At 52.9% G+C, this 18,870-nt stretch carries 19 protein-coding genes; 8 read left to right on the top strand and 11 right to left on the bottom strand.

Annotated elements, in window-relative coordinates; genetic code table 11:
* The first annotated feature begins 91 nt into the window (after positions 1-91).
* From glmS to phoU, 6 genes are all read left to right on the top strand, one after another.
* On the top strand, positions 92-1,921 hold the full coding sequence (gene glmS / locus OGX89_RS14790; RefSeq protein WP_003827031.1) for a glutamine--fructose-6-phosphate transaminase (isomerizing): 1,830 nt from the start codon (positions 92-94) through the stop codon (positions 1,919-1,921).
* Positions 1,922-2,255: 334 nt separating this feature from the next.
* Positions 2,256-3,296: a phosphate ABC transporter substrate-binding protein PstS gene (gene pstS / locus OGX89_RS14785; RefSeq protein ID WP_003827033.1), complete on the top strand. Its 1,041-nt coding sequence runs from the start codon at positions 2,256-2,258 to the stop codon at positions 3,294-3,296.
* Positions 3,297-3,439: 143 nt separating this feature from the next.
* Positions 3,440-4,399 carry a phosphate ABC transporter permease PstC gene (pstC, locus tag OGX89_RS14780; protein WP_003827035.1) on the top strand — a complete coding sequence of 320 codons (960 nt, stop codon included), beginning with the start codon at positions 3,440-3,442 and terminating at the stop codon, positions 4,397-4,399.
* Positions 4,399-5,289 (top strand): phosphate ABC transporter permease PstA, encoded by an 891-nt coding sequence (gene pstA / locus OGX89_RS14775; protein WP_003827037.1) that lies wholly within the window; start codon positions 4,399-4,401, stop codon positions 5,287-5,289. The genes pstC and pstA overlap by 1 nt, the downstream gene beginning before the upstream one ends.
* A gap of 46 nt (positions 5,290-5,335) precedes the next feature.
* Positions 5,336-6,109, top strand: coding sequence for a phosphate ABC transporter ATP-binding protein PstB (gene pstB / locus OGX89_RS14770; RefSeq protein WP_003023821.1), 774 nt, complete (start codon positions 5,336-5,338; stop codon positions 6,107-6,109).
* Positions 6,110-6,123: 14 nt separating this feature from the next.
* Positions 6,124-6,849 carry a phosphate signaling complex protein PhoU gene (phoU, locus tag OGX89_RS14765; RefSeq protein ID WP_003023824.1) on the top strand — a complete coding sequence of 242 codons (726 nt, stop codon included), beginning with the start codon at positions 6,124-6,126 and terminating at the stop codon, positions 6,847-6,849.
* A gap of 121 nt (positions 6,850-6,970) precedes the next feature.
* Here the strand turns inward: phoU and yieH are convergent, their stop codons facing one another.
* Complete coding sequence (gene yieH / locus OGX89_RS14760) at positions 6,971-7,636, bottom strand: 6-phosphogluconate phosphatase (RefSeq protein ID WP_003827040.1); 666 nt, start codon at positions 7,634-7,636, stop codon at positions 6,971-6,973.
* A 167-nt stretch (positions 7,637-7,803) separates the two neighbouring features.
* On the opposite strand from yieH, the gene adeP reads away from it, so the two are divergent.
* Positions 7,804-9,141 (top strand): adenine permease AdeP, encoded by a 1,338-nt coding sequence (gene adeP / locus OGX89_RS14755; protein ID WP_003827042.1) that lies wholly within the window; start codon positions 7,804-7,806, stop codon positions 9,139-9,141.
* A 56-nt stretch (positions 9,142-9,197) separates the two neighbouring features.
* Here the strand turns inward: adeP and OGX89_RS14750 are convergent, their stop codons facing one another.
* The 10 genes from OGX89_RS14750 to OGX89_RS23890 form a co-directional block, all read right to left on the bottom strand.
* Entirely contained in the window at positions 9,198-9,764 is a 567-nt protein-coding gene (locus tag OGX89_RS14750) for an NADPH-dependent FMN reductase (protein ID WP_003827046.1), read from the bottom strand.
* 30 nt (positions 9,765-9,794) lie between these two features.
* Positions 9,795-10,541, bottom strand: coding sequence for a 4'-phosphopantetheinyl transferase family protein (locus OGX89_RS14745; protein WP_126956574.1), 747 nt, complete (start codon positions 10,539-10,541; stop codon positions 9,795-9,797).
* Between the two features lie 166 nt (positions 10,542-10,707).
* On the bottom strand, positions 10,708-11,667 hold the full coding sequence (gene yidZ / locus OGX89_RS14740; protein ID WP_126956572.1) for an HTH-type transcriptional regulator YidZ: 960 nt from the start codon (positions 11,665-11,667) through the stop codon (positions 10,708-10,710).
* Positions 11,636-12,817: an MFS transporter gene (locus tag OGX89_RS14735; protein ID WP_003827053.1), complete on the bottom strand. Its 1,182-nt coding sequence runs from the start codon at positions 12,815-12,817 to the stop codon at positions 11,636-11,638. The genes yidZ and OGX89_RS14735 overlap by 32 nt, the downstream gene beginning before the upstream one ends.
* A 183-nt stretch (positions 12,818-13,000) precedes the next feature.
* A complete protein-coding gene (gene mnmE, locus OGX89_RS14730; RefSeq protein WP_126956570.1) occupies positions 13,001-14,365 on the bottom strand; it encodes a tRNA uridine-5-carboxymethylaminomethyl(34) synthesis GTPase MnmE in 1,365 nt (454 codons plus the stop codon).
* A 105-nt stretch (positions 14,366-14,470) separates the two neighbouring features.
* The gene (gene yidC / locus OGX89_RS14725) at positions 14,471-16,117 is read right to left on the bottom strand and encodes a membrane protein insertase YidC (RefSeq protein WP_003827058.1); all 1,647 of its coding nucleotides are present in this window, start codon (positions 16,115-16,117) and stop codon (positions 14,471-14,473) included.
* Positions 16,118-16,119: 2 nt separating this feature from the next.
* A complete protein-coding gene (gene yidD / locus OGX89_RS14720; protein ID WP_003023846.1) occupies positions 16,120-16,377 on the bottom strand; it encodes a membrane protein insertion efficiency factor YidD in 258 nt (85 codons plus the stop codon).
* A complete protein-coding gene (rnpA, locus tag OGX89_RS14715) occupies positions 16,341-16,700 on the bottom strand; it encodes a ribonuclease P protein component (RefSeq protein ID WP_003844432.1) in 360 nt (119 codons plus the stop codon). Before rnpA ends, yidD begins: the two co-directional genes overlap by 37 nt.
* A 17-nt stretch (positions 16,701-16,717) precedes the next feature.
* A complete protein-coding gene (gene rpmH / locus OGX89_RS14710) occupies positions 16,718-16,858 on the bottom strand; it encodes a 50S ribosomal protein L34 (protein ID WP_003023858.1) in 141 nt (46 codons plus the stop codon).
* A gap of 228 nt (positions 16,859-17,086) precedes the next feature.
* Entirely contained in the window at positions 17,087-17,167 is an 81-nt protein-coding gene (locus tag OGX89_RS23890) for a hypothetical protein (RefSeq protein WP_418222139.1), read from the bottom strand.
* Positions 17,168-17,464: 297 nt separating this feature from the next.
* On the opposite strand from OGX89_RS23890, the gene dnaA reads away from it, so the two are divergent.
* A complete protein-coding gene (dnaA, locus tag OGX89_RS14705; protein ID WP_003827078.1) occupies positions 17,465-18,868 on the top strand; it encodes a chromosomal replication initiator protein DnaA in 1,404 nt (467 codons plus the stop codon).
* The last annotated feature ends 2 nt before the right edge of the window (positions 18,869-18,870 follow it).

Here is an 18,870-nt window from a genome sequence, read left to right as displayed (position 1 = left end):
CCACTCTCTACAAGGCTCGGGGCGCCCGGAATACGGGTATCAGGTTGACCGACAACGACAGGCACAATGCCTAAATTCGGAATCAAAAAATATGTGTGGAATTGTTGGCGCTATCGCGCAGCGTGATGTAGCTGAAATCCTTCTCGAAGGTTTACGTCGTCTGGAATATCGTGGTTATGACTCTGCTGGTCTGGCCGTTGTCGATGCTGAAGGCAACATGACCCGTCTGCGTCGTCTGGGTAAAGTGCAGATGCTGACTGCTGCTGCGGAAGAACATCCGCTGCATGGTGGTACTGGTATTGCTCACACCCGCTGGGCGACACACGGTGAACCTTCAGAAGCGAACGCGCATCCCCATGTTTCTGAACACATTGTTGTGGTGCATAACGGCATCATTGAAAACCATGAACCACTGCGTGAGCTGTTGAAAACGCGTGGCTACACCTTTGTTTCTGAAACCGACACCGAAGTGATTGCTCACCTGGTGCACTGGGAGCTGGAACAGGGTGGTACGCTGCGTGAAGCCGTGCTGCGTACTATTCCGCAGCTGCGCGGTGCCTACGGCACGGTGATCATGGATACCCGTAACCCGGAAACCCTGCTGGCGGCCCGTTCTGGCAGCCCGCTGGTGATTGGTCTGGGTATGGGTGAGAACTTTATCGCTTCCGATCAGCTGGCACTGCTGCCGGTAACCCGTCGCTTCATCTTCCTGGAAGAGGGTGATATCGCGGAAGTGACCCGTCGTTCGGTCTCTATTTTCGACAAGTCTGGCGCGGAAGTGAAACGTCAGGATATCGAATCTAATCTGCAATACGATGCGGGCGAAAAAGGTATTTATCGCCACTACATGCAGAAAGAGATCTACGAACAGCCGAACGCAATTAAAAACACGCTGACCGGCCGTATCAGCCACGGTGAAGTGGATTTAAGCGAGCTGGGTTCGCATGCCAACGAGCTGCTGTCTCAGGTTGAGCATATCCAGATTATCGCCTGTGGTACGTCGTACAACTCCGGTATGGTGTCCCGCTACTGGTTTGAATCGCTGGCTGGCATTCCTTGTGATGTCGAAATTGCTTCCGAATTCCGCTATCGCAAATCCGCCGTGCGTCGTAACAGCCTGATGATCACCCTTTCCCAGTCAGGTGAAACGGCAGATACCCTGGCGGGTCTGCGCTTATCCAAAGAGTTGGGCTATCTGGGCTCGTTGGCTATTTGTAACGTACCGGGCTCTTCTCTGGTGCGCGAATCCGACCTGGCGATGATGACCAATGCTGGTACCGAAATCGGCGTGGCCTCCACGAAAGCATTTACCACTCAGCTGACCGTTCTGCTGATGCTGGTGGCGAAACTGTCTCGTCTGAAAGGCCTGGATGTGGCTATTGAGCAGGAAATCGTTCACGGTCTGCAGGCGCTGCCGAGCCGTATTGAGCAGATGCTGTCTCAGGACAAACGCATTGCCGCTCTGGCTGAAGGTTTCTCTGATAAACACCATGCGCTGTTCCTGGGCCGTGGCGATCAGTACCCGATTGCGCTGGAAGGCGCGCTGAAGCTGAAAGAGATCTCTTATATTCACGCTGAAGCTTATGCCGCAGGCGAACTGAAACACGGTCCGCTGGCGCTGATTGATGCCGATATGCCGGTTATCGTAGTCGCGCCGAACAACGAACTGCTGGAAAAACTGAAGTCCAACATTGAAGAAGTTCGCGCCCGTGGCGGTCAGCTGTACGTCTTTGCTGACCAGGATGCTGGCTTTACCAGCAGCGAAAACATGCACATCATTGAGATGCCGCATGTGGAAGAGGTTATTGCACCGATCTTCTACACCGTTCCGCTGCAGCTGCTGGCGTATCATGTGGCGCTGATTAAAGGCACCGATGTGGATCAGCCGCGTAACCTGGCTAAGTCGGTTACCGTAGAGTAATCCGTACCTTACTGAACTGAAAATGCCCTGCTATAAGCGGGGCATTTTTTTAAACTTGTTCTGTTTTTAATCAATTATCCCGCCTGTTTTATGTGACAAACCGTCATCTTCAGCTACTGTTTGCAGTGTCATAAAAAGAAAATTTTAGCGAAATATTATTGTCATGGTAATAGTTAACGTTTTGTTTTAAATGTATTTTTAGATAAATAGCTTTCCGTATTTTTCATTGTCATAAAACTGTCATATTTCGTACATTTAACTGTCACCTGTTTGTCCTATTTTGCTCACAGTAGCAACTCAAACAACAATTTACGAAAACCGTGCAGGAGACATTATGAAAGTTATGCGTACCACTGTCGCAACTGTTGTCGCCGCGACCTTATCCATGAGCGCGTTCTCTGCGTTTGCAGCAGCGAGCCTGACAGGTGCAGGTGCAACCTTCCCTGCGCCAGTGTATGCCAAATGGGCAGATACCTATCAGAAAGAGACCGGTAGCAAAGTAAACTACCAGGGTATCGGCTCCTCCGGTGGTGTAAAACAAATTACGGCCAATACCGTTGATTTCGGCGCTTCTGATGCACCGCTATCTGACGAGAAACTGGCACAAGAAGGCCTGTTCCAGTTCCCGACCGTTATCGGCGGTGTGGTGCTGGCGGTGAATATCCCAGGACTGAAATCCGGCGAGCTGGTGCTTGACGGTAAAACGCTGGGCGACATCTACCTCGGTAAAATTAAGAAGTGGGATGACGAAGCCATCACCAAACTGAACCCAGGTCTGAAGCTGCCTTCGCAAAATATCGCCGTTGTGCGTCGCGCTGATGGTTCTGGTACTTCCTTTGTCTTCACTAGCTACCTGGCGAAAGTGAACGAAGAGTGGAAATCTAAAATTGGTTCCGGCTCTACCGTTAACTGGCCGACCGGTCTGGGCGGTAAAGGTAACGACGGTATCGCCGCGTTCGTACAGCGTCTGCCGGGTTCTATCGGTTACGTTGAGTACGCTTACGCTAAGCAGAACAACCTGGCGTACACCAAGCTGGTCTCTGCTGATGGCAAACCGGTAAGCCCGACCGAAGAAAACTTTGCCAACGCCGCTAAAGGCGCTGACTGGAGCAAAACCTTCGCTCAGGATCTGACTAACCAGAAAGGTGACGATGCGTGGCCAATCACTTCCACCACCTTCATCCTGGTCCATAAAGAGCAGAAGAAGCCTGAGCAGGGCGTTGAAGTGCTGAAATTCTTCGACTGGGCATACAAAAATGGTGGCAAACAGGCTAATGACCTGGATTACGCCAGCCTGCCGGACAGCGTGGTTGAGCAGATTCGTGCTGCATGGAAGACCAACGTGAAAGACAGCAGCGGTAAAGCGCTGTACTAATAGAATATCTTTAACGAGTTGGCGGATGGCGCTACGCTTATCCGCCCTACAGTTCCGACTGTAGGCCCAATTTGTAGGCCGGATAAGCGTAGCGCCATCCGGCAGGGCAATTTCGTAAACGCGTTTAACTTAAAGAGTGATTTATGGCTGCAACCAAGCCTGCTTTTAACCCACCGGGTAAAAAGGGTGACATGATATTCAGCGTGCTGGTAAAACTGGCTGCGCTGATTGTGCTATTGATGTTGGGTGGCATTATTGTCTCTCTGGTTATCTCCTCCTGGCCAAGCATTCAGAAATTTGGTTTCTCCTTTTTGTGGACCAAAGACTGGGATGCGCCGAACGATATCTACGGCGCGCTGGTACCTATTTACGGTACGCTGGTCACCTCGTTTATTGCATTGCTGATTGCCGTTCCGGTGAGTTTCGGCATTGCGCTGTTCCTGACTGAACTTGCACCTGGCTGGCTGCGTCGCCCGTTGGGTATCGCTATTGAACTGCTGGCAGCAATTCCGAGTATCGTATACGGCATGTGGGGCCTGTTTATCTTTGCCCCGCTGTTTGCGACTTACTTCCAGGAGCCGGTCGGGAACATCCTTTCCAACATTCCGTTTGTTGGCGCATTGTTTGCCGGCCCGGCGTTTGGTATCGGTATTCTGGCGGCTGGTGTGATCCTCGCTATCATGATCATTCCGTACATTGCTGCGGTTATGCGTGATGTGTTCGAACAAACGCCGGTGCTTATGAAAGAGTCAGCCTACGGCATCGGCTGTACCACCTGGGAAGTTATCTGGCGTATCGTCCTGCCGTTCACCAAAAATGGTGTGATCGGCGGTGTGATGCTGGGTCTGGGCCGCGCGCTGGGTGAAACCATGGCGGTGACCTTTATCATTGGTAACACCTACCAGCTCGATAGCGCCTCGCTGTACATGCCGGGCAACAGTATTACCTCTGCGCTGGCGAATGAATTTGCCGAAGCGGAATCTGGCCTGCACGTTGCTGCGTTGATGGAACTGGGTCTGATTCTGTTTGTGATCACCTTCATCGTACTGGCGGCGTCTAAGTTCATGATCATGCGCCTTGCGAAGAACGAGGGGGCACGCTAATGGCTACGCTTGAAATGCAAAACACCACTGCTCTGGCGGAGTCCCGCCGTAAAATGCAGGCACGTCGCCGTCTGAAAAACCGCATCGCGCTGACGCTCTCTATGGCGACCATGGCGTTCGGTCTGTTCTGGCTCATTTGGATCCTGATGTCCACGATCACCCGTGGTATTGACGGTATGTCGCTGGCGCTGTTCACAGAAATGACGCCTCCGCCGAATACAGCGGGTGGTGGTCTGGCGAACGCCCTGGCCGGTAGCGGACTGTTAATTCTGTGGGCGACCGTGTTTGGTACACCGCTTGGCATTATGGCGGGTATCTACCTGGCAGAGTACGGACGTAAGTCCTGGCTGGCTGAAGTTATCCGCTTTATCAACGACATTCTGCTGTCTGCACCATCAATCGTGGTCGGTCTGTTCGTTTACACCATCGTGGTAGCAAAAATGGAACACTTCTCTGGCTGGGCGGGCGTTATCGCGCTGGCGCTGCTGCAGGTGCCCATTGTTATCCGTACCACGGAGAACATGCTCAAGCTGGTGCCGGATAGCCTGCGTGAAGCCGCCTATGCACTGGGTACGCCGAAGTGGAAAATGATTTCTGCGATCACCCTGAAGGCGTCTGTCTCGGGGATCATTACAGGCGTTCTGTTAGCAATTGCTCGTATCGCAGGTGAAACGGCTCCGTTGCTGTTTACGTCGCTCTCCAACCAGTTCTGGAGCACCGACATGATGCAGCCTATCGCCAACCTGCCGGTCACTATCTTTAAGTTTGCGATGAGCCCGTTTGCTGAGTGGCAGCAACTGGCCTGGGCCGGGGTACTGATTATTACCCTGTGCGTACTGCTGCTGAACATTCTGGCGCGCGTCATTTTCGCGAAGAAGAAACACGGTTAATTTTTACGGCGTGGCTGATGCGGCGCCGAATGAGGAAGAGATTGAAATGAGTATGGTTGATACTGCCCCGGGTAAGATTCAGGTTCGTGATTTGAACTTCTACTATGGCAAATTCCATGCCCTGAAGAACATCAACCTGGATATTGCTAAAAACCAGGTAACGGCGTTTATCGGGCCGTCAGGCTGTGGTAAATCGACGCTGCTGCGTACGTTCAACAAAATGTTTGAACTGTACCCAGAGCAGCGTGCGGAAGGTGAAATCCTGCTGGATGGCGACAATATTCTCACCAATACCCAGGATATCGCTCTGCTGCGTGCCAAAGTGGGCATGGTTTTCCAGAAGCCAACGCCGTTCCCGATGTCCATCTACGACAACATCGCTTTTGGCGTGCGTCTGTTTGAGAAACTCTCGCGTGCGGATATGGACGAGCGTGTGCAGTGGGCATTGACCAAGGCCGCATTGTGGAACGAAACCAAAGATAAATTACACCAGAGCGGGTACTCTCTCTCGGGTGGTCAGCAGCAGCGTCTGTGTATTGCGCGTGGTATCGCCATTCGCCCGGAAGTGCTTCTGCTCGATGAGCCATGTTCAGCGCTCGACCCTATTTCTACCGGGCGTATCGAAGAGCTGATCACTGAGCTGAAAGAGGATTACACCGTTGTTATCGTTACCCACAACATGCAGCAGGCTGCGCGTTGTTCCGATCACACGGCATTTATGTACCTGGGCGAGTTGATTGAGTTCAGCAACACGGACGATCTGTTCACCAAGCCCGCGAAGAAACAAACTGAAGATTACATCACCGGTCGTTACGGCTGATTCAGGAGCTTGTTGTGGATAACCTTAACCTTAATAAACATATTTCCGGCCAGTTCAATGCAGAGCTGGAAAGCATCCGTACCCAGGTGATGACCATGGGCGGCATGGTCGAGCAGCAGCTTTCTGATGCAATCACGGCGATGCACAACCAGGACAGCGAGCTGGCGAAGCGCGTCATTGAAGGCGATAAGAACGTCAACATGATGGAAGTGGCGATCGACGAAGCCTGCGTGCGTATCATCGCCAAGCGTCAACCGACAGCGAGCGACCTGCGTCTGGTGATGGCGATTATCAAAACCATCGCTGAGCTGGAACGTATTGGCGACGTGGCGGACAAAATTTGCCGTACCGCGCTGGAGAAGTTCTCGCAACAGCACCAGCCGCTGCTGGTAAGCCTGGAATCACTGGGCCGCCATACCGTACAAATGCTGCATGACGTTCTGGATGCGTTTGCACGTATGGATCTGGACGAAGCAGTGCGTATTTATCGCGAAGATAAGAAAGTTGACCAGGAATATGAAGGCATCGTGCGTCAGCTGATGACTTATATGATGGAAGACCCACGTACCATTCCAAGCGTGCTGACCGCGCTGTTCTGCGCACGTTCCATCGAACGTATCGGTGACCGCTGCCAGAATATCTGCGAATACATCTTCTACTTCGTGAAGGGACAAGACTTCCGTCACGTGGGCGGCGATGAGCTGGATAAGCTGCTGGCGGGCAAAGATCCGAAGGAATAAGCAGCTTGTTGCGTTCGCCGGGTTCCCCCGGCGTCGCTATTGTAGGCCGGATAAGGTGTTACGCCGCATCCGGCATTCTGCGCCATTCGCCTGATGGCGCTTTGCTTATCGGGCCTACTGTTTATTCGACGATATTCCAACCCCGCGCCTTCCACAATTCCGGCAACTGTGCCAGATCGGTAAACGTCGTCACTTTTGGATGATCGATCGGTTTGTTATGCGGATCGGCGCAGAAGTAGAACACTTCCATCCCGGCGGCAATCCCCGCCTGCGCACCTGCGCTGGAATCATCAACCAGAATGCAGTTCTCAACGTTAACGTCCATCGCTTTCGCCGCATGGAACATCAGGGCCGGATCGGGCTTCCAACGCTGAATATCGTAGCCGCTGAACAGTAAATCAGGGAAATGGTGCAACATGCCCAGCTTACCCAGCGAATGCTGCATTTTGCTGACTGGACCGTTAGAGACCACACACATTGGTACGGCCATGCTGTCCAGTAGCGCATTGGCACCGGCAATCACCTCCAGTTCCGTATCGAACAGACGTGCGACCTCAGCGCGGTAAACCGGTTCTAAATCGGCTTTTGCCAGTTCGACACCGTGCTCTTCGTTGATAATGTCGATGATCTCGTACAGCTTTACCCCCTTGAAGCGTTTGAAAATTTCTTCAAGATCGAGCGTAATGCCAAACGCCTGGAACATGCTGACATACGCGCGAGAACAAATCACTTCACTGTCGACAAGGGTACCGTCACAGTCAAAAAATACGGCTTCTATCTGGGACATGTCATTTCCGTTTTAACAAGTTTAACGTTTTCGTAATGCATTATTGGGCGACGCAATCGTTGCCGTATAAGCAAAATCAATGAAAAAAGTTGCTCATAACCCAACCCTATTGTCGCATTTTGGTATAGGATAGCGACGAATTTTCCCTCCTTGTTCGGAAATTGATAATGAGTCAACAACACACAACCCAGGCTTCTGGCCAGGGGATGCTGGAACGCGTGTTCAAACTGCGCGAACATGGCACGACGGCACGGACCGAAGTGATCGCCGGTTTAACGACCTTCCTGACGATGGTGTATATCGTTTTTGTTAACCCGCAAATTCTTGGCGTGGCTGGCATGGATACCAGCGCTGTCTTTGTTACCACCTGCCTTATTGCTGCATTTGGTAGCATCCTGATGGGCCTGTTTGCCAACCTGCCGGTCGCACTTGCGCCTGCTATGGGCCTGAACGCATTCTTCGCTTTCGTGGTCGTTGGCGCGATGGGGCTGTCATGGCAGATTGGTATGGGCGCTATCTTCTGGGGCGCTGTTGGTCTGCTGCTGCTGACGATTTTCCGCGTTCGTTACTGGATGATTGCCAATATCCCGGTTAGCCTGCGTGTGGGGATCACCAGCGGTATTGGTCTGTTCATCGGCATGATGGGGCTGAAAAACGCCGGTGTTATCGTCGCCAACAAAGACACGCTGGTGTCTATCGGTAACCTGACGTCCCACAGTGTACTGCTCGGTATCCTGGGCTTCTTTATCATCGCGATTCTGGCGTCACGTAACATTCACGCGGCGGTGCTGATTTCTATCATTGTAACCACGCTACTGGGCTGGATGCTGGGCGATGTCCATTACAACGGTATCGTTTCTGCGCCACCGAGCGTGATGTCTGTTATCGGACATGTCGACCTGGCCGGTTCGTTTAACATTGGCCTGGCGGGTGTGATTTTCTCGTTCATGCTGGTTAACCTGTTCGACTCCTCCGGTACGCTGATTGGCGTTACGGATAAAGCCGGTCTGGCGGATGCGAAGGGCAAGTTCCCGCGCATGAAGCAAGCGCTGTATGTGGATAGCGTGTCGTCGGTTACCGGGGCGTTTATCGGGACTTCTTCCGTTACTGCGTATATCGAATCTTCTTCCGGGGTTTCGGTCGGTGGACGTACCGGTCTGACCGCTGTGGTCGTTGGTCTGCTGTTCCTGCTGGTTATCTTCCTGTCGCCGCTGGCGGGGATGGTACCGGGTTATGCAGCCGCTGGTGCGCTGATTTACGTTGGCGTCCTGATGACATCAAGCCTGTCGCGCGTGAAGTGGGATGACCTGACAGAAGCGGTTCCGGCGTTTATTACTGCCGTGATGATGCCCTTTAGCTTCTCAATTACCGAAGGTATTGCACTGGGCTTTATTTCTTATTGCGTGATGAAGATTGGTACCGGACGTTTCCGCGATCTCAGCCCGTGCGTCATCATTGTCGCGCTGCTGTTTGTGCTGAAGATTGTGTTTATCGACGCGCACTAATCGCTGTTTATTTGCCCATATGTAAACAAGCCCGGCATATCGCCGGGCTTTTTCTTTTACGCTTTCACGCGCTGAATGTAGTCGCCAAATGCGGTCAATTGACCGGTCAGATGGTCCAGCGTGCTTTGGTCGATCACTTCACCTGTCTGCGGGTCTACTTTGTTCTGAATGACGCCGCCCATAAATTCTGGCTTGTTCATTACCATGGCGTCGAGGAATACCAGGATCTGACGCAGATGATACTGGCAGCGCGCGCCGCCAATAGCGCCCATAGAACTGGTCTGGATCAGCACCGGCTTACCCGATAATGGCTGATCGGGCAGTCGGGACAGCCAGTCGATGGCGTTCTTCAGTCCGCCCGGAACAGAATAGTTATATTCAGGTGTGACGATGACGACACCGTCAGCCTTTCTGATTTGCTCAGCCAGTGCTTCTACGCTGGCCGGAAAACCTTCTTCCTGTTGGAGGTCGGCATCGTACAGAGGGATATCACCAATCGACGGCAGCGCGTTCACTTCCATTCCCGCTGGAGCAATCTTGGGCAGCGTACGGGCAACCATTCCATTAAACGAACCTTTGCGCAGACTTCCCAGTAACGTAACAACATTCAATGTTTCAGACATGGTGGCTCCTGTTTCATCATGAAGGTTAAATCAAAGCGTATGGCTCTTCGCTGCACATAATTGAGAGAACCGGATCAGACGACCCGTTGGCTCATTGGCGCGAGTCTGGATATCAGGCAAACTTTTCCAGTCCTGTTTACCATCAAACTCCCAAACCTTGAGTTTTTCAATGGTTGGCGTAACCGCAACTGACCACACCAGTACATCTTCCGCATCGCAAATGGCTTCAACCTGCGCCATATGGGCACATTTCAGACGCCCTGCGCCGGGTAAAAGCTGGAGCTCACGTGGATCGTCATTGCACACATCGCCAGTGAGTTTGAGTACGCTCTGGCGCAATGTAATGAGCTGCGCGCGTGCTTCGTTGGGGTCGTTTTGGTTATTGATCCACAGGTTTTCGTTACTGGAGAAGCGCCACGTTTCCGCTGAATTTGGATTGTGAAACCCGCGGGTGGCCCGCTGAAGTTCCATATCCAGGCCGCACGTTCCTTCAGTTGTTAGCACAACGCCGACGATATTCCCGGCATAGGAAATCGAAAAACCCGGCAGGTTCTTATCGCGAAAAACGGGCTTACCTTTGGCCTGAGTAACAATTTCGGGCAGCGTGCTGGTGCCGTAAAGCATAAACATCAGTTCAGCGAGAAGACTTCGGGAAGCCAGGAAACGTGTCCGGCGATGAGCGGGTAGATCTCTTGCTTCGATATGACATGGAGAAGGGAGGCGAGCTGAAACCAGGTGTCCCTCCGTAAGAATCCCTCTGGCAAAATGTGTCGCCATTTGTCGCTCCGTGATTAATGGTCCGTGATTATTACCAGAGTAACATTTACACGGCCTCCGGGCAGGCTTTGCTGCCCAAAAACTAAGCGAAAATGGGAGACATTACGCGATATTTACATTTCTGTTGCCAGAATGGTCGATTTAGCAACACCAAAATGAAGGATCGTCAGGAGATATCGCGATAAAGCGCCTTGATCGTGTCTTTTAGCCAGACGATCTTAGGATTGTGGCTGTTGCGTTTATGCCAAAGAAGAGTGAACGGTACGCGCATTTTTTCCAGTTGCGCCGTATCAAATGGCATCGGCCGTGCAACGAGTGGAAGCTGGTGGAGTTGGTTATAACGCTGGCAATAGACCGGTGCGGTGGCTATCAGCGCGTGATCCGGCTGCGCGGCCATAAACAGCGATTGCTCAAAACCGGGCAGACATAACGCGATATTGCGTGCGCGTCCCATTTCTTGCAGGACTTCATCCAGCGCCCATGTATCGCTTTGCTCCCAGCTAATGCTGATGTGCGGATAGCGCAGAAAGGTGTCCAGATTCCACTCTTCCTGCAGTGCGGGATGATCTTCACGTAGCCAGACGCAAGGCAGATCGGAAAACAGCACTTCATGGTCGATCGACAATGGCAACAAACTCAGCAGTTCGCGCGAACGCGGATGGCTTTCGCGCCCGGTAAAGCCAATATCCACTTCACCGCGAATAATGGCATCCAGCGAGTCATAGTCCCAGTTGCGTATTTTGATTGTCGCCTGGGGATAGCGCAGATAAATCTGCTGGGAGAGCGCATTGAACATGATCATCACCAACGGCGTCTCGGCCGCCAGATCAAACTTCAGCCCGCGTGGAGACTCATGGTGCGGCTTATCGAGCAACTGATTGCCCATCTGCATCCATTCAGCAAGGCTCTGCTCCATGCTGACCATCAGCGGCGTCGGCGATAGCCCCAGCGGGGTGTTCACAAACAAGGGATCATCAAACCAGGTCCGCAGCTTCGACAGCGACTTACTGACCGCCGACGGCGTGACGTTCATCCGTTTGGCGGTTTTAGTGACGCTGCGTTCCTGCATTAACAGCTGCAGGCAGAGCAATAAATTAAGATCGAGACTGCTGAGGGATTTCTTCATGAGTTGGCGCGGACCGGTTAGGTGCAACAGTGATAATCAGCATGATACTCACTATGCTACAGCCAATCAGAATCCCGATCAGCATATTCAGCGCATCAAGGCCAAGAACCGCCGCCAGCCAAATCCACAGCGAGGAACCGCAAACCTGCGCAATACCTAATGCCGAGCTGGCGACGCCCGCGCGCAGCGAGAACGGCCCAAGCGCCTGGCTCATCGCAACACCGAAGCCGACCGAGAATCCAGCGCAGATTAACGTCAGCCCGAAAAGCGTTACTGCGTGTGAAGTGGCAAGGGTTAACACCACGCCGGCACACAGAAACAGCACCTGTGAGGTCAGCATCAGAACGCGAGGCTTAAATACGCTCAGAGCAAATGGCGTAGAGAAAGAGACCGCCATACTGATGCCTGCGGTCATGGCCATCGTGGTAGCGTACTCACCACGGTCGAAGCCCATCACTTCCATCAGCAGCACCGGAGATGTGTTCACGAAGGTCAGGATCACCGACACGCTGAGGGTGGTAATGGCCAGACGGCTTAAGAAAAAACGGTTTACCAGTGATTCGGTTGTGTGGTTCTTTTCCGTCGTCGCCATAAGCGTTGCTGGGCGCGATTCTCGCAGGACAAATACCGACAGCAGGCAAACGGCAACGCCCATACCCATCATCGTGTAGAACAGGCTCTGCCACGGGAATTTGAGCATAATCAGATGCCCCATCACCGGAGCCAGCACCGGCACGATACAGGTAATACCGTTCAACAACGACAGTACCTTCGCCCGACGGCGATCGTCGAGTGTGTCGCGCAGGATAGCGAAAGCCACCACGTAGCAACAGCCCGCACCTACGCCCTGAATAAAACGACCTATGAGGAATGGCGTACCGCTTTCGGCGAAAGAACATAGTGCAGAGGCGAAAATAAAGATGAGTGCGCCGACTATGGCGACCGGTTTGCGACCTGACTGGTCGGCAATTTTACCGGCGAACAGCATCGCCGTCGCCATTCCCGCCAGATAAACCGAAAACGCGATATGCAGTTGTGCCTCGCTGGCCTGTAAATCGGCAGCAATACGGGGCAGCCCCACCAGATACATATCAATACCGGCAGGATAAAGAAGAACCAGGGCGAAACTGCAGATTAGAAAGCGTGTCATAGCGACCTCATAAGAAATGTGGCGCTAAGCATACGGTCAGAGAGTCAACTGCACGAGTTGCCATTTGGACAACAGTGATTTCCACATGGGAAATTGTTGTTGCCGGGTGGCGGCGTAAACGCCTTCTCCCGGCCTACGGGGCCTGTAGGCCCGGTTAGCATCGCGTCACCGGGCAACACAACGTTACTTACCAATACAGAAGCTGGAGAAAATCCGTCCCAGCAGATCGTCGGAGGTAAATTCTCCGGTGATCTCACTGAGGTTCTGCTGCGCCAGGCGTAGCTCCTCAGCCAGCAATTCTCCGGCCCATGCTCCGAGCAGTTGGGCTTTACCCTGCTCGAGATGCTCCGCCGCTTCTGCCAGCGCCTGCAGGTGACGACGACGGGCCAGGAAGCCGCCTTCCATATTGGTTTCAAAGCCCATGCTCTGTTTGAGATGGTTACGCAGCACGTCAACGCCTTCACCGGTACGCGCGGAGAGGCGAACCAGTGAGTGGCCATTTACTTCGCTAAGGCCCAGCGTCTCACCGGTAATATCCGCTTTGTTACGCACCACGGTGATCGGCAGTTTGGCTGGCAGACGGGCAATAAAGTCTGGCCAGATATCTGCCGGGTCCACGGCGTCGGTGGTGGTGCCATCCACCATAAACAGCACGCGGTCGGCCTGTTCAATTTCCTGCCAGGCACGTTCGATACCGATGCGTTCAACTTCGTCGCTGGCATCGCGCAAACCGGCGGTGTCGATGATGTGTAGCGGCATGCCGTCGATATGAATATGCTCACGCAGCACGTCGCGGGTAGTCCCGGCGATATCGGTGACAATGGCCGCCTCACGGCCAGCCAGCGCGTTCAGCAGGCTTGATTTCCCGGCATTTGGCCGACCGGCAATCACCACCTTCATCCCTTCGCGCAGCAGGCTGCCCTGACGCGCTTCCGCACGCACGGCATCAAGATCGCTGATAACGCTGTTGAGTTGCGCTTCAATCTTGCCGTCAGACAGGAAGTCGATTTCTTCATCCGGGAAGTCGATCGCTGCTTCAACATAGATGCGCAGGTGAGTGAGCGCTTCCACAAGATGATTTACCCGTGCGGAAAATGCGCCCTGCAACGAGTTCAGCGCCGAGCGAGCGGCTTGCTCTGAGCTGGCATCGATCAGGTCGGCAATCGCCTCTGCCTGGGTTAAATCGAGCTTATCATTGAGAAACGCTCGCTCGGAGAATTCACCCGGTCTGGCAATGCGCAGCCCGGGAATGGTCAGAATACGTTTGAGCAGCAGGTCAAGAATCACCGGACCGCCGTGGCCCTGAAGCTCTAAAACGTCTTCACCGGTAAAGGAGTTTGGGCCGGGGAACCACAAGGCAATCCCCTGATCCAGCGCGCTGCCATCCGCGTCTTTGAACGGCAGATAATCGGCATAACGCGGTTTGGGCAGTTTCCCAAGTACGGTTTCTGCGACCTCACGCGCTTTCAGGCCGGAGATACGCAGGATACCCACGCCACCACGTCCCGGTGGGGTGGCCTGAGCGACGATGGTGTCGTTATGGCTCATGGTTTGTCTCTTCTTAATGCAATAAAAAAGGCGGTCTAATGACCGCCCTTTACTTTATGTTCCGTTTGCCGGATGGCGGCTTCGCCTAATCCGGCCTACACCGAATCAGGAGTTTTTCTTCTCGCGGCTATGCAGGCCACGTTTCTCCAGACCACGGTAAATCAGCTGCTGCTGAATAATGGTTACCAGGTTGCTGACGATATAGTACAGCACCAGACCTGACGGGAACCACAGGAAGAACACGGTGAAGATGACCGGCATGAAGGTCATGATCTTCTGCTGCATCGGGTCGGTTACGGTGGTCGGAGACATCTTCTGAATGAAGAACATCGTCACGCCCATCAGAATCGGCAGGATGTAGTATGGGTCCTGTGCAGACAGGTCATGGATCCACAGGGCGAACGGCGCATGACGCAGTTCAATGGAGCCCATCAGCATGTAGTACAACGCCAGGAAGATTGGCATCTGGATGATCAGCGGGAAGCAGCCGCCCAGCGGGTTTACCTTCTCAGCTTTGTACAGGGCCATCATTTCCTGGCTCTGACGCTGTTTGTCATCGCCCAGACGTTCACGCATAGCCTGAATCTTCGGCTGCAGCATACGCATCTTCGCCATGGATGTGTACTGCGCTTTGGTCAGCGGGTACATGATGCCACGAACGATAAAGGTGATAACGATGATGGAGAAGCCCCAGTTACCCAGGAAGCTATGGATCCACTTCAGCAGTTTAAACAGCGGCTGAGAAATGAACCACAACCAGCCGTAATCCACGGTCAGATCCAGGTGCGGTGCAACGGCCGCCATTTTATCCTGAATTTCCGGGCCGACCCACAGGGTGCTGGTCATCGCGCCAGTCTGGCCAGGCTGTACCAGTACCGGCTGTGATTTATAGCCGATAGCGGCAATGCCGTTACCCAAGTTAGCGGTATAGAAGTTGTTGGTGCCGTCGTTACGCGGAACCCATGCCGTTGCGAAATACTGTTGCAGCATTGCGACCCAGCCGTCTTTAGCATTGACGTTCAGGTTTTCGTTTTCAGCAATGGTGTCGAATTTGTATTTCTCATACTTCTCATCCGGCGTGGAGTACGCCGCGCCACGGAAGGTGTGCAGCGCAAAGTTGCTGCTACCGGTGTCACGATGAGATGGCAGATTGATGGATTGCTTCAGCTGACCAAAGGTGGAGATTTCCAGCGGTTTTTCGCCGGCGTTCTGCACGCTGTAGTTAACGTTGACAGCATATTCACCACGCTTAAGAACAAACGTTTTAGTGAATGTGTTACCCGCTGCGTCAGTATAGGTCATCGGGATCTGCAGTTCGTTCTGACCGTCAGCCAGTACAAACGCGTCTTTATCGACGTTGTACAGCGGACGCGGGCCGTTAGCCGGGTTATCCGGGCCGTCACGACCTGTCAGGCCACTTTGTGCCTGGTAGATGAACTGTGGCGTAGTTTCCAGTAACTGGAACGGTTCGGTAGAACCGAGTTCTTTCGGGTAAGCTGGCAGTGAAGCCTGTTCCACATCACCACCACGGGTGTTGATGGTCAGATCAAGCACGTCAGTTTTAACCGTAATCAGTTTCCCCTGGCCACTGGCCGGTACGCCCTGGTCTGCGGCGCTACCCGCTGCGGTGGTCGTTGTCTGCGTGGTCTGTTGGGCCTGAGGTTGCGGGTTTTTATCCTGCTCCCAGGCTTGCCAGATCATGAAAGACACGAACAGCAAAGCGATGACTAAAAGATTGCGTTGCGAATCCATCGTTAGTGTTCTCTGGTATCAAATGGTCCGGGCGGGACGGGATCGTCACCACCAGGGTGTAAAGGGTGGCATTTTAATACGCGTTTCACCGTCAACCAACTGCCTTTTATCACTCCAAACCTGCGCAATGCCTCAATTCCGTAGCTCGAACAGGTTGGAGTGAAACGGCAATGCGGCCCAAGCAGCGGACTGATCAGGCGTTGATAGACCCGAATGAGGGCTATCAGGACCCGCGAGCCAGGCGACAATGGCGACGCCATAATTTTTCCAACGCTTCCGAGAGAGCACGGTTATCGAGGTCAGCAACCCCTTTTTTCGCCACCACCACGAAATCCATTGCTGGAAGCTCGTGCTGACGTAAACGGAAGCTTTCACGCGTCAGACGTTTAATCCGATTGCGTTCATGCGCACGCTTAACATTTTTCTTGGCGACTGTAAGACCGATACGGGGATGCCCCAGCGAATTCAGGCGGCCGAGGATGGTGATTTGCGGCGTGCCAGCCCGTTGTGGCTGCTGGAAGACGAATGTGAAATGAGTGGGAGTTAACAAACGTAACTCCCTGGGAAATGCGAGCTTAACCACTCAGGGGCTAGCTTTTATTACTTAGAAACGGTCAGACGAGAACGGCCTTTAGCACGACGACGTGCCAGAACCTGACGACCATTTTTATTAGCCATACGAGCACGGAAGCCGTGAGAACGGTTGCGCTTCAGTACAGACGGTTGAAAAGTGCGTTTCATGGCGATTTCTACCTAAACTTGAATAAATTCACTGACTTTTGCGTATACCCGAACGAATTTCGAACGACTTACGCCACAGTGTGGGTGATTAAAGAGGCCGGATTGTAATAATTGTACACTCCGGAGTCAATTCTCTTTCCTTATTTCCCGCTTTTTTCCGCATGGTTTCGCGTAAAAAACAGGCAGCGTTGACGCCGTAAGGCGACCGTTACTCGCTGGGGGTAAGAATTATACGGGCTGGTGGATAAAGCGCAAGGATCGCTCGGGATCTTTATTAGATCGTTTAAGCAGTAAAGCATCTTTACTCATTAATTTTTTCAATATGCGCGCTAAAACCTGCAGCACTTCTCCAGGATCGTTTACACTTAGCCGATTCTGGATCATCCTGTGGATAAATCGGGAAGAATCTGTGAGAAACAGAAGATCTCTTTCTCAGTTTACGCTATGATCCGCGGTCCTGATCGTTTCAATGGATCCTGATCGGGTAAAAATTGCAGATAGCAATTCGCACGTCACCCTTTGCATAGGGTCTTGTCGATGTGCGTCAACAATCATGAATGTTTCAGCCTTTGTCATTTATCGACTTTTGTTCGAGTGGAGTCCGCCGTGTCACTTTCGCTTTGGCAGCAGTGTCTTGCCCGATTGCAGGATGAGTTACCAGCCACAGAGTTCAGTATGTGGATACGCCCGTTGCAGGCGGAACTGAGCGATAACACGCTGGCTTTGTATGCGCCAAACCGTTTCGTGCTCGATTGGGTAAGGGATAAATACCTTAATAATATTAATGGATTACTCAATAATTTCTGTGGCGCGGATGCCCCACAGCTGCGCTTTGAAGTCGGCACTAAACCCGTCACGCAAACGCTGAAAACGCCGGTCAACAACGTTGTTGCGCCCGCCCACGTGGCTCAGCAAGTGCAACCGCAACGTGCTGCTCCGGCGGCGCGTCCAGGCTGGGATAACGTCCCGGCTCCGGCAGAACCTACCTATCGTTCTAACGTCAACGTCAAACACACGTTTGATAACTTCGTTGAAGGTAAATCTAACCAATTGGCGCGCGCGGCGGCACGTCAGGTGGCGGACAATCCTGGCGGCGCCTACAATCCGTTATTCCTTTATGGCGGTACGGGTCTGGGTAAAACCCACCTGCTGCACGCTGTCGGTAACGGCATTATGGCGCGTAAGCCAAACGCCAAAGTGGTGTATATGCACTCCGAGCGATTTGTGCAGGATATGGTCAAAGCCCTGCAAAACAACGCGATCGAAGAGTTTAAACGCTACTACCGTTCCGTTGACGCGCTGCTGATTGACGATATCCAGTTCTTCGCGAATAAAGAGCGATCGCAGGAAGAGTTTTTCCACACCTTTAACGCCCTGCTGGAAGGCAATCAGCAGATCATCCTGACCTCGGATCGCTATCCGAAGGAGATCAACGGCGTTGAAGATCGTCTGAAATCCCGCTTTGGCTGGGGACTGACTGTCGCGATCGAACCGCCTGAACTGGAAACGCGTGTTGCGATCCTGATGAAAAAAGCCGACGAAAACGACATTCGTCTGCCAGGTGAAGTAGCGTTCTTTATTGCCAAGCGTCTACGCTCTAACGTACGTGAGCTGGAAGGCGCACTGAACCGCGTGATCGCCAACGCCAATTTTACCGGCCGGGCGATTACTATCGATTTCGTGCGCGAAGCGCTGCGCGATCTGCTGGCTTTGCAGGAAAAGCTGGTCACCATCGACAATATTCAGAAGACGGTGGCGGAGTATTACAAAATCAAAATTGCGGATCTGCTTTCTAAGCGTCGATCTCGCTCGGTAGCTCGCCCGCGCCAGATGGCGATGGCGCTGGCAAAAGAGCTCACTAACCACAGTTTGCCGGAAATCGGCGACGCGTTTGGTGGGCGTGACCATACTACCGTGCTTCATGCCTGCCGCAAGATTGAGCAGTTGCGTGAAGAAAGCCATGATATTAAAGAAGATTTCTCCAATTTAATCAGAACATTATCTTCGTGACG

Origin of the sequence: Citrobacter sp. Cpo103, assembly GCF_030332605.1 — a bacterium.
In the GTDB taxonomy this organism is placed as follows: domain Bacteria; phylum Pseudomonadota; class Gammaproteobacteria; order Enterobacterales; family Enterobacteriaceae; genus Citrobacter; species Citrobacter portucalensis.
This window is presented reverse-complemented; position numbering and strand designations above follow the sequence as displayed.